Genomic DNA, 11,806 nt, shown 5'->3' with positions numbered 1-11,806 from the left:
TTGGTGGCTCGCAGGTCGGAACGGGGTGGGGCGGAGCGGGCGGGACCGGGCCGGGGAGGTGCGCCGGACCCGCCCGGTGCCCTACTGGTTGCCCAGTACCTGGTTGACCGCCTTCTCAGCATCGCCGAGGAGCTGCGCGGGGTCGGCGTCCTTGTTGGTGAGGACGCCCGACATCACCTTGTCGAGCACCTTGTAGACCTCTTGGGCCTTGGCGGGCTCGGCCTTCGGCGGGACCGGATTGTCCAGGAAGGGCTTGAAGTTGGCGACCGGCATCGTGGCGCTCGCGGTCTTCAGCGCGTCGCTCTGCTCCCGGGAGGCGCCGGTGAAGAAGGCGGGCTGCGGGAGGCCGACGGGGAGGCCGTCGGCCTTGCTGCGCGCGAAGTCGAACTGGCCCTTGCCGACCGTGAGGGTCTTGAAGTTCAGCCAGGCGATGGCCGCCTTGACCTTGTCGGGCGAGCTGCCCTTCTTGACCATGTAGGCGTTGCCGCCCGAGAGGGTGGACGCGCCGCCGGGCAGCGGGCCCATCCCGAAGTTCTCGTACTTCGCACCGAGCTGCTGGACCATGTACGTGATGTCGTCCGGAGCGGCGATGAACATGCCGAGCTTGTCGGAGGTCATCTGCTTCTGCAGGTCACCCCACTTGAGCAGCTGGGTCTTGCCCATGCTGTCGTCCGTCCAGCGCATCGCCTTGAGGTTGTCGGCGATCTGGCGGCCCGTGGGGTTGTTGAAGGCGGCCTTGCCGTCGGAGCCCACGACGTCGCCGCCCATGCCGTACAGGGTGGCGGTGTAGTGCCAGCCGCCGGTGTTCTCCACGCTGTACTCGCCGAAGCCCGCGGTGCCGTTGCCGAGGGTCGCGATCTTCTTGGCGGCCGTGCGGACCTCGTCCCAGGTACGGGGCGGGGTGTCGGGGTTGAGCCCCGCCTGGGTGAAGAGCTTGCGGTTGATCAGCAGGCCCATCGTGTAGTTGCTGGTCGGCAGGCCGTAGAGCTTGCCGTCCTTCTTGAGCATGTCCATGACGTTCTTGTCGAGGTCACCGATCGCGGGCACCGACTTCGCGGTGACGTAGGCGGAGATGTCCTCGACCCCGTCGTTGTCGAGCACCTGCTGGAGGTCCGTGAAGTACGTGTAGAACACGTCCGGCTGGGACTTGCCCTTGAGCATCGCGGTGAACCGGGGCGGCTCCAGGCACTGGCCGGGAGTGGAACGGCCGTCGATCGTGACGTTCGGGTAGATCTTCTTGAACGCCGCGATGTCCTCCTTCCACTCCTTCAGCTCCGCCGCCTTGGCGGCGGGCGGCATGCAGTCGATCGAGAGGGTGACCTTGGTGTCCGGGTCGAGCGGGGCGGAGGCGTCGGCGGACGCGCCGGGCGCCGCCTTGTCCGCCTTGCCGTCGCCGCTGCTGCTCGTACCGCAGGCCGCGAGGGCGGTGACGGCGAGCGCGGAGACGAGGGCAGCCGCGACGGTGCGGCGGGTGTTGCTTCTCATCGGTGGACCCCTTCGAGCATCGAGCAGGAGTGCGTGGGGGCGAGCGCGGCACACTCAACCACCAGCCACAGATGAACGCAATATCTCGCGCAGACTTCGTAATACATTGACAGTGGATACCGTTCCGGACTGTCCATGGACGCAAAAACAGGGCCCCTGTACGTCACGTGGACGTACGGGGGCCCTGCGGGCGGGTCGGCGGGCGGGTCGGCGGCGGGGTTCTACCCGCGCGGGGCCTGCGCGGTGGAGCCGCGCACCACCAGCTCCGGCTCGAAGAGCAGCTCCCCGGGCTGTACGGCGGCCCCCTGGATCTGCGCGGTCAGCAGCTCGACGGCGGCCCGGCCCATGGCCTCGATGGGCTGGCGCACGGTGGTCAGCGGCGGCTCCGTGCAGTTCATGAAGGCCGAGTCGTCGTAACCGACCACGGAGACCTGGCGGGGCACGTCCAGACCCCGGCGGCGGGCCGCCCGTACGGCCCCCAGGGCCAGCGGGTCGCTCGCGCAGATGATTCCGGTGACCCCGCGGTCCAGGAGCCGGGAGGCGGCCGCGTGGCCGCCCTCCAGGGAGAACAGCGCCCGCTCGACGTGGGCGGCGGGCAGCTCGGTCCCGGCGGCCGCGGCCACCGCCTGGGCGGCGACGAGCTTGCGCAGCGAGGGCATGTGGTCGGGCGGACCCAGCACCAGACCGATCCGCTCGTGGCCGAGGGACGCCAGGTGGCGCCAGGCCTGTTCGACCGCGACGGCGTCGTCGCAGGCCACGCAGGGGAAGCCCAGATCCTCTATGGAAGCGTTGATCAGCACGACCGGGACCTTGCGGTCGGCCAGCAGCCGGTAGTGGTCGTGCGGGGCGTCGGCCTGGGCGAAGAGGCCGCCCGCGAAGACCACGCCGGAGACTTGCTGCTGGAGCAGGAGGTCGACGTAGTCGGCCTCGGAGACGCCGCCCGTGGTCTGGGTGCAGAGCACCGGGGTCAGCCCCTGCTGGGCCAGGGCTCCGCCGATCACCTCGGCGAAGGCCGGGAAGATGGGGTTCTGGAGTTCGGGCAGGACCAGGCCCACCAGCCGGGCGCGCTCGCCGCGCAGCTGGGTGGGGCGCTCGTAGCCGAGAACGTCGAGAGCCGTGAGTACGGACTGGCGGGTCGCGTCCGAGACGCCCGGCTTGCCGTTGAGCACCCGGCTGACCGTTGCCTCGCTGACTCCCACCTTCTTGGCTACCTGAGCAAGTCGTCGCGTCATGAACGCAAGACTAGCGCAAACGACGCAAGTCGCTTGCGCTAGTCTTCGGCCCTTCTCCGGCCACCCTCCGGCGGCCGTTCCGGCCGCTTCCGCGGCAGCCGCTACGGCAGCTGGTTGATCTTGAACGTCGAGGTCGTGTTCCGTATGTCCACGGCGTTGTCGCTCATCCTCAGGTTGCGGACCTCGACGTCACCGACCGCCGGACCCTGCCCCGCTTCGGGCATCTCGTTGGCCCAGAGACCGAAGCCGGATTTGGCGTCGTAGGCGTCGCCGCTCTTCTTGGCGCCCGTGATGGTGATGTCCCGCAGGATGGTGTCCTTGATCGGATTGACCGGCTGTCCTCCTACGTACTGGGTCTGGAACATGATGCCGCTGTAGGTCGGATCCACGATGTCGACGTTGTTGATCCGGATCCCCTGGAACACCTTCGACGCGGAGAAGATCCAGATTCCCGGGAAGGTCTGCGCCCCCCAGAAATGGCCGCCCGAGCGGATGACCGAGATGTTCTCGAAGGTCGTCGGATCGGTGCCGAAACCATTCATCGGATACCCGAAGTCCAGCGAGCTGATGGTGATGCCCGCATAGACGAGGGTGTCGGCGATGAGGATGTTGCGGAAGGTGTTGTTGAACCCTCCGTAGACCGCGACTCCGGCCGCGCGCCAGGTCAGGAGCGTGGTCAGGTTCTCGTACATGTTGTTCTTCATGTCCGCGCCGCCCGCGTCGATCGCGGAGAACAGCGCGAAGCTGTCGTCACCCGTGGAGCGCGCCTCGTTGTTGGAGACGAGGTTGTCCGTGCTGCCGTTGGTCATGTTGATGCCGTCGGCGAAGGTGTCCCGGATCCGGGAGTTCTTGATGGTGATCCGGTCGGTGTTGGCTCCCCAGTAGAGGCACACCGTGTGCTCGTCCCACACGTTGTCGATGGTGATGTCGGTGACGTTGGAGAAGTCGAAGACCTTGCCCGGGCCGTCGATCCGTGAGGTGTAGTTGCCGAAGTAGGCGAAGCCGGAGAAGGACGAGCCATTCGCCGTGCCCTCGGCCCGCCAGCCGATGTCGGTGTTGTCCTGCGCGGCGGGGGCGTGGAAGCGGGTGAACCAGGGTCCCGCGCCGACCACCTGCACGGCCTTGCCGTACACCTGGAACTTGCTGGCTGTGTCGTAGTCGCCGGGCGGCAGGTAGACGCCGACGAGCTTGCCGGTGGTGTCCATGCGGACCTTGTCCAGGGCGTTCTGCACGTCCTGGTGGCCGAATCCGGCGGGCACGGTGTAGGTCGCCGGGTCCGGGTTGGCTATCTGCGTGGCCTGTTCCAGGCTCACGAAGTCGATCGCGTAGGTGGAGGTGTTGCCCGCGTCCTTCTGCAGGCGGATCTTGCTTCCGGCCGGGACGGTCTCGCCGAGCACGATGTTGGCCTCGTCGTAGATGTGCCGCGGCGCGCCGGAGCCGGGCGAGTTCCCCGGGGAGGCCTCGGCGCCGTACAGCCAGGCGTACTTGGAGGTCAGCGGGAGCGCCTTCTTCAGCGTCCCGTTGATGTAGACGTCGATGGTCGAGTCGATGCCGCCGCCGCCCGGGGCGTCCGGGATGGAGAAGCGGGTGACCAGGGTGTTCGTGCTGGCCCGGGTGGTGAACTCGACGTACTCGCCGGTCTGGTCGAGGCTGACCGCCTTGCGGCCGCTGGCCTCGCCCGCGATGTCTCCGATGGTGCGGTTGGGGCCGACCACGCTCGCGCCGCCGCCGACGGCCCCGTCCTCCGCCTCGTACATGTCGAAGGGCATGTTCGCCCCTCGGCCGACGAAGAAGGACGTGGTGCTGCTGTTGTTGCCGCGCTTGACCGGCAGTTCGTTGGCGTCGTCGGCGAGCACCACCTTGACGGTGTAATTGCCGTTGGCCGCGGGCCAGCTGCCGAGGGCGACGGGGGCCGCCGCCGCACCGGGCGCGAGCGCGCCGCTGAAGGAGCCGGACAGGGTGCGGACGGTGGCGCCGTTCGCGTCGAGCAGGGTGAGGGTGATCCCGTGCGAACCGGCGGCCGCCGCCACGGTGCCCTGGTTCTTGACGGTGACGGAGAAGGCCACGTTCTGGCCCGCGGACGGCGCGCTCGGGGTCCAGTTGACGGCCGAGGCCACCAGGTCTGAGCTGTCCACCGGGCGGATCACCAGCGGGGAGCCGGTGTAGGTGTTGTTGGTGTCGTTCTGCTCGACGACCGTGTTCGCCTCGTCGACGATCGCGGTCAGCGGGTAGGCGCCCGCGTCGCGCGGACCGATGGCGGCGGTGACGTTCGCCGAGGCGCCCGGGGCGAGGGCCGCGACGTTGGCGGTGGCGACCTTGGTCCCGCCCAGCTGGAAGGTCACCGCGGTGGCGGGGGCCGCGACCGGGCCGCTGTTCTTGACCGTCGCGGCGAGCGTGACGGTGTCCGATTCGACTGGGGCCGCCGGGGTCGCGCTCAGAGCGGTGACGACCAGATCGGGGTTGGGCGCCGGGACGCCGATGATCTGGAACTCGGCGATCTGCCCGTTGGAGGAGCCGCTGTTGGCGGTGAAGCGCAGCTGTACGTCCGCGATGCGGGCGGCCAGCGGGATGGTGACGGTGTTCCCGGAGGCCGGGTCGAAGGCGTAGTCCTTGGCGGCGACCAGGCTGGTGACGCCGGAGGCGGACTGCTCCCGGCCGAGGACCTCGATGCGCTGGGTGCGGGCGCCCCAGCTGCTGTCCGGGTTGAGCTTGAGGACGAGGCGGTCGGTGTCGGCATTGGCGCCGAGCTTGACCGTCAGGGTGCTCGGGTAGGCCCCGGCCGCGCCCTCCCAGTAGGTGGCGGTGCTGTTGTCGTCGGCGTTCTCCGCGACGAAGGTGTTGATCACGGAGGAGCCGGTGACGGGCTTGCCGACGGCCAGGTTGGAGCCGCCGCCCCCGCTTCCGTTGCGGGTGACGGAGTTGCTGTCGCCGGACCGGTTGCCCGCCGCGTCCTTGGCGCGCACGACGTAGCTGACCGTGGCGCTGGTGGGCTGGGTGTCGGTGTAGGTGGTGGCGTTGCCCGCGACGGTGGTCCGCAGCGCGTTGTTCGCGTACACCTCGTAGCCGGTGACCCCGACGTTGTCGGTGGAGGCCTGCCAGGTGAGCTTGATCTGGCCGGTGGCGGGCTCCGTGTAGGACAGGGCGCCCGGAGCGGTGGGGGCCTGGGTGTCCCCGGTGTCACCGGCGCGGGTCACGCTATTGCTGTTCGGCGACTGGTTGCCCGCCGCGTCCTTGGCGCGGACGAAGTAGGTCACGCTCGCGCTGGTGGGCTGGGTGTCGGTGTAGCCGGTGACATTGCCCGCGACGCTGGTGCGCAGCTGGTTGTTGGCGTAGACGTCGTAGCCGGTGACCCCGACGTTGTCGGTGGCCGCCTGCCAGGTGAGCTTGATCTGGCCGGTGGCGGGCTCGGTGTAGGCCAGCGCGGTGGGCGCGGTCGGGGCCTGGGTGTCCCCGGTCTGGGGTCCGTAGATCTCCAGCTCGGAGAGCTGGCCCCCCGGCTGCACGCTGTTGACGGAGATCAGCACCCGGACGTAGCGGGTGGTGGTGGCGTCGAAGGTGATGGGCACCGTGTTGATGTCGGCCGCGTTGAAGTCGTAGGCCTTGGAGGCGGTCAGGTCGGTGAAGTCGGCGCCGTTGGCGCTGCCCTGGATCTTCAGGGTCTGGGTGCGGGCGCCCCAGTTCTCGGGCAGTCGCAGGACCACCCGGTCCACGCGCACCGACGCGCCGAGGTCCGCCTGGAGCCACTGCGGCATGGCGTTGTTGACGCTCTCCCAGTAGCTGGCACTGTTGCCGTCGTTGGCGTTGGAGGCGACGTAGACCTGCGTGTTGCTGCTCGCGGTCAGGGTCTTGCCGAGGGCCAGATTGGCCGAGGACCCGCCGGCGGCGCGGACCTCCAGCTCGGCGAGCTGGGCGGCGGGCCAGCCGGTGTTGGCGGTGAACTCGATCCGGACGAACCGGGTCTGGGTGGCCGGGACGGCGATGGTCACCGTGTTCCCGGCGCCCTGCCCGAAGGTGTACGTCGCCGAGCCGACCAGGGTGGAGAAGCTGGTGCCGTCGGGGCTGCCCTGCACGGACAGGGTCTGGTTGCGGTTCTCCCAGGCGGCGGGGAGCTTCAGGACCACCTCGTCGACGCGGGTGGTGGCGCCGAGGTCGGTCTGCACCCATTGCGGGAAGGTGCTTCCGGCGCTCTCCCAGTAGGTGGACTGGTTGCCGTCGGTGATGGCGGCGGCGGTGAAGGAGCCGTTGGTACTGCTCGCGGAAGCGGGCCTGCCCGCCGCGACGCTCGGACCGCCCGCGGCCGCGGCGGTCAGGGCGGGCCAGCCGAGCATCAGCAGGGCCGTGCTGATGAGGGCGGCCAGGACCCGCCATCTCCAGGTGTGCCTTCTCATACGTCCTCGTCCCTCGACATGAGTTTTCTGAACCAGGTGACATAGGAATTTGCGTACTGCGGTGCGAGAATTGCAGAGCCTTGGTCAGTCGTCTACCGTCACGACCGCACTTTCCCTGCTGAATCGCTTGCGCAAGCTGGACGCAAGCGACGCAAGTAATTTGCGTGCACTATGGAAATTCCGTAAAACCGGAGGCCGCCTTACCGTTCCTACTCATGCGGTTCCACTTCACGAGCACCTGGCGCCCGGGGCGACCCCGGCGGGCGGTGTCCCAGATCCTCCTGACCCAGCTCGCGCTGGCCGCGGGGGTCGCCGTGCTGGCCACCGGCCTCTTCCTGGCCCCCCTCGGCGCCCAGCTCGACGACCAGGCCATGCGCCGCGCCCTGGCCATCGCCCAGAGCGCCGCCACCGACCCCGAGCTGCCCGCCGCGCTCCTGTCCGGCCCGCCCGGCCCGGACAGCGCGGTTCAGGCCACCGCGGAGCGGATCCGCCGCGCCACCGGAGCCGAGTACGTGGTCGTCATCGACCTCAAGGGCATCCGTCGCTCCCACCCCAGCCCCGCGCTCATCGGCCTGCCCGTCTCCACCGACCCCTCCGACGCTCTGGCGGGCCGCGAGGTCATGGAGATCGACGAGGGCACCCTCGGCCGCTCCGCCCGCGGCAAGGTCCCGCTGCTCGCCGCCGACGGCGAGATCGTCGGCGCCGTCTCGGTCGGCATCGCCTACGACAACGTCCGCGACCGGCTGCTCGGCGCCATCCCCGGCCTGCTCGCCTACGCGGGCGGCGCCCTGGCCATGGGCGCGCTCGCCGCCTTCCTGCTCTCCCGCCGGATCCAGCGCCAGACCCGTGACCTGGCCTTCTCCGATATCGCCGGGCTGCTGGCCGAACGCGAGGCGATGCTGCACTCCATCCGCGAAGGCGTGGTGGCCCTGGACCGCGCGGGCCGGGTCCGGCTCGTCAACGACGAGGCCGCCCGGCTGCTGGGCCTCGCCCCGGGCGCCCCCGACGCGGCCGGACGCCCCCTGGAGGAAGTGCTCGGCCCCGGCCGCACGACCGACGTCCTGACCGGCCGGGTCACCGGACGCGACCTGCTCACCGTCCGAGGTGCGCGCGTCCTGCTGGCCAACCGCATGCCCACCGAGGACGGCGGCGCCGTCGCCACCCTGCGCGACCGCACCGAGGTGGAACACCTGGGCCGCGAGCTCGACTCCACCCGTGGCCTGATCGATGCCCTGCGCGCCCAGGACCACGAGCACGCCAACCGCCTGCACACCCTGCTCGGCCTGCTGGAGCTGGGCCTGCACGAGGAGGCCGCGGAGTTCCTCACCGAGGTCGTCGGCGGTCGGCGCAGCACCGCCGAGCAGGTCACCGAGAAGGTCCACGACCCGCTCCTCGCCGCGCTGCTGGTGGGCAAGGCCACCGTCGCCGCGGAGCGGGGCGTCGCGCTCCGGCTCGCCCCCGCCACCCTCCTGCCCGACCGGCTGGTCGACCCCGGCGGCCTCGTCACCATCGTGGGCAACCTCGTGGACAACGCCCTCGACGCGGCGGTCGGTTCCGCCGCGCCCCTGGTCGAGGTGGAGCTGCGCGCCGAGGGGCGCACCGCGGTGCTCCGGGTCCGCGACAGCGGGCCCGGGGTGCCCGTCGTGCGCCGCGAGGAGATCTTCACCGAGGGCTGGTCCACGAAGCGGCCCAGCGGCCCCCGGGAGCGCGGGCTCGGGCTGGCGCTCGTACGCCGTCTCGCCCAGCGTCAGGGCGGCAGCGCCGTGGCCGGTGAAACCGCGGACGGCGGCGCCGAGTTCTCGGTCGAGCTGCCGGAGGCGCTGCGATGAGCGCGCCGGCGCTCCAGGTCCTGGTCGTGGACGACGACCCGCGCGTGGCCCGGATCAACGCCGCGTACGTGGCGAAGGTGCCCGGCTTCGAGGTGGCCGGGCAGGCGCACTCGGCCGCCGAGGCGCTGGAGTTCATCACGGGGCGCCCGGCGGACCGGCCGGTGGACCTGATCCTGCTGGACCACTACATGCCGGAGGGCAGCGGGCTCGATCTGGTCGGGCTGCTGCGCCGACTGGGCCGTCACACCGACGTGATCATGGTGACGGCCGCCCGCGACCTGGCCACGGTCCAGGCCGCGATGCGCCTCGGCGCCCTCCAGTACATGGTGAAACCCTTCACCTTCGCCGGACTGCGGGCCAAGCTGGAGGCGTACGCCGCGCTGCGCCGGGCCCTGGGCGGCGGCGGCGAGGCGGAACAGGCCGAGGTGGACCGCATCTTCGGCGCCCTGGCCGGAGCGGCCACCCCCAACGAACTACCGAAGGGCCACTCCCCCACCACCGCCGACCTGGTCCGCCAGGTGCTGCGGAGCGCCGACGGGCCGCTGTCGACCCAGCAGATCGCCGACCGTGCGGGCATCAGCCGCCAGACCGCCCAGCGCTACCTCAAGCTCCTCGAACGCGGCGGGCGGGTCCGGCTCTCCCTGCGTTACGGCGAGACGGGCCGCCCGGAGCACCGCTACGCCTGGCTCCCGGCCACCGCGCCTTGAGGAGTCCCGGCGCAGGGGCGGGTCACACCGCCCCCGCGCCGGTCAGCGACCGTACTTCCGTCTCGGCGTGCCGGGCCGCGTCGGGGGCCTCGGCCGAGGTGACCGTGCCCAGCCACCCCGCCAGGAAGCCCAGCGGGATCGAGATGATCCCCGGGTTCTGGAGCGGGAAGTACTGGAAGTTCACGTGGGGGAACATCGCGTCGGGGCTGCCCGACACCACCGGGGAGAGCACGACGAGCAGCACCGCGGGAATCAGCCCGCCGTAGACGGACCACACCGCGCCCCGGGTGGTGAACTCCCGCCAGAACAGCGAGTACAGCAGCACGGGAAGGTTCGCGGAGGCCGCGACCGCGAAGGCCAGCCCCACGAGGAAGGCCACGTTCAGGTCCTGGGCGAGCAGCCCCAGCCCGATCGCGGCGGCCCCGATGCCCACGGCCGCCGCCCTGGCCACGGTGACCTCGCTGCGCTGGCGCGCGTGGCGCCGCTTGAGGGAGGCGTACAGGTCGTGCGCGACGGAGGCGGAGGACGCCAGGGTGATCCCGGCGACCACGGCGAGGATGGTGGCGAAGGCGATCGCGGCGACGACGGCGAACAGGACCGCGCCTCCCGTGGAGTCGGCGCCCCCGCCCAGATGGGCCGCGAGCAGCGGCACCGCCGTGTTCCCGGAGGCGTTCGAGGCCCGCACCTGGTCCGGGCCCAGCAGCGCGGCCGCGCCGAAGCCCAGCACGATGGTCATCAGGTAGAAGCCGCCGATGAGGGCGATCGCCCAGACCACCGAGCGGCGGGCCGCCCGCGCGGTCGGGACGGTGTAGAAGCGGGACAGGATGTGCGGCAGCCCGGCGGTGCCGAGGACCAGCGCGAGCCCGAGGCTGATGAAGTCGAAGCGGGCGGTCCAGTCCCCGCCGTACTTGAGCCCGGGGCTCAGGAAGGCCTTGCCGTGGCCACTGCGTTCGGCGGCGCTGGTCAGCAGGTGGTTGAAGTCCCCGTGGAAGCGCAGCAGTACGAGCACGGTGAGCGCGATCGCGCCGCCCATCAGCAGTACGGCCTTGACGATCTGGATCCAGGTGGTCGCGCGCATCCCGCCGAAGGACACGTAGATCACCATCAGCGCGCCGACCCCGACCACGGTCGCGGTGCGGGCGCCGGTGCTCGAATTGCCGAGCAGCAGCCCGACCAGGCTGCCCGCGCCGACCATCTGCGCGACCAGGTACAGCACCGAGACGGTGACGGAGGAGACGCCCGCGGCGATCCGTACGGGCCGCTCGGTCATCCGCGCCGCGACGACGTCGGCGAGGGTGAACCGGCCGCAGTTGCGGACTAGTTCGGCGATCAGGAACAGGACCACGAGCCAGGCCACGAGGAAGCCGACGGAGTAGAGCATGCCGTCGTAGCCGAAGAGGGCGATCAGGCCGGAGATGCCGAGGAAGGACGCCGCGGACATGTAGTCACCCGCGATGGCGAAGCCGTTCTCCAGCGGGGAGAACAACCGCCCCCCGGCATAGAACTCCTCCGCCGACCCGTGCCGGTTGCGGCTCACCCAAGTGGTGATGCCCAGGGTGACCGCGATGAACAGGCTGCACAGGATGAGGGCGAGCGTCTGGTGTTCGGTGTTCACCTGCCGGCCCCCCGGGCGCGCTCCTGGCCCCGCTCCTGCTCGAAGACGGTCCAGCGCAGATCGAGGGCGGCCCGGTCCCGGCGCAGCCGCGCGTGGCGCGCGTACGCCCAGGTCAGCACGAAGGTGCTGAGGAACTGGCCGAGCCCGGCGAGCAGGGCGACATTGACAGCCCCGATGACGGGGCGGGCCATCAGACCCGGCGCGGCGGTCGCCGCGACGATGTAGGCGATGTACCAGAGGAAGAAGCCGAGGGTGGCCGGGACGACGAACCTCCGGTATCGGCTGCGGACCTCCTGGAAGGCGGCGCTGCGCTGTACCTCGAGGTAGATGTCGGCGGCGGCGGGACCGTGACGCCCGCCGTCGGAGGCGGCGGAGCGCGGACCGGGGGCGTGCGGCCCCGCCGCTTCGCCCTCCCCGTCGCCCTCGCCCCAGCCCGCGGCGAGGGCCTCGTACCAGGGGTCGTCATACCGGATAATCGTTCCGGCATCGGGCCCTTCTTGCTTGTCCACCGGGCTCTCCTTGTCCGCCGCCGCAGTGGCCGCGTAGCGCC

At 70.8% G+C, this 11,806-nt stretch carries 7 protein-coding genes; 2 read left to right on the top strand and 5 right to left on the bottom strand.

The window, feature by feature from the left end; translation table 11 throughout:
- Positions 1-81: 81 nt before the first annotated feature.
- The 3 genes from QMF80_RS14125 to QMF80_RS14115 form a co-directional block, all read right to left on the bottom strand.
- Complete coding sequence (locus QMF80_RS14125) at positions 82-1,485, bottom strand: ABC transporter substrate-binding protein (RefSeq protein WP_283453052.1); 1,404 nt, start codon at positions 1,483-1,485, stop codon at positions 82-84.
- A gap of 221 nt (positions 1,486-1,706) precedes the next feature.
- The gene (locus QMF80_RS14120) at positions 1,707-2,717 is read right to left on the bottom strand and encodes a LacI family DNA-binding transcriptional regulator (RefSeq protein WP_283453050.1); all 1,011 of its coding nucleotides are present in this window, start codon (positions 2,715-2,717) and stop codon (positions 1,707-1,709) included.
- Between the two features lie 101 nt (positions 2,718-2,818).
- Entirely contained in the window at positions 2,819-7,105 is a 4,287-nt protein-coding gene (locus QMF80_RS14115) for a discoidin domain-containing protein (protein ID WP_283453048.1), read from the bottom strand.
- 215 nt (positions 7,106-7,320) lie between these two features.
- On the opposite strand from QMF80_RS14115, the gene QMF80_RS14110 reads away from it, so the two are divergent.
- Complete coding sequence (locus QMF80_RS14110) at positions 7,321-8,934, top strand: ATP-binding protein (RefSeq protein WP_283453046.1); 1,614 nt, start codon at positions 7,321-7,323, stop codon at positions 8,932-8,934.
- A complete protein-coding gene (locus QMF80_RS14105) occupies positions 8,931-9,641 on the top strand; it encodes a response regulator (protein ID WP_283453045.1) in 711 nt (236 codons plus the stop codon). Before QMF80_RS14110 ends, QMF80_RS14105 begins: the two co-directional genes overlap by 4 nt.
- Before the next feature lie 22 nt (positions 9,642-9,663).
- Here the strand turns inward: QMF80_RS14105 and QMF80_RS14100 are convergent, their stop codons facing one another.
- Together QMF80_RS14100 and QMF80_RS14095 are read right to left on the bottom strand one after the other, a co-directional pair.
- Positions 9,664-11,256: a monocarboxylic acid transporter gene (locus QMF80_RS14100; protein WP_283453044.1), complete on the bottom strand. Its 1,593-nt coding sequence runs from the start codon at positions 11,254-11,256 to the stop codon at positions 9,664-9,666.
- Positions 11,253-11,765 (bottom strand): DUF485 domain-containing protein, encoded by a 513-nt coding sequence (locus QMF80_RS14095; protein ID WP_283453043.1) that lies wholly within the window; start codon positions 11,763-11,765, stop codon positions 11,253-11,255. Before QMF80_RS14095 ends, QMF80_RS14100 begins: the two co-directional genes overlap by 4 nt.
- Positions 11,766-11,806: the final 41 nt, after the last annotated feature.

This window comes from Streptomyces sp. G-G2 (genome assembly GCF_030063135.1).
Classification (GTDB): domain Bacteria; phylum Actinomycetota; class Actinomycetes; order Streptomycetales; family Streptomycetaceae; genus Streptomyces.
This window is presented reverse-complemented; position numbering and strand designations above follow the sequence as displayed.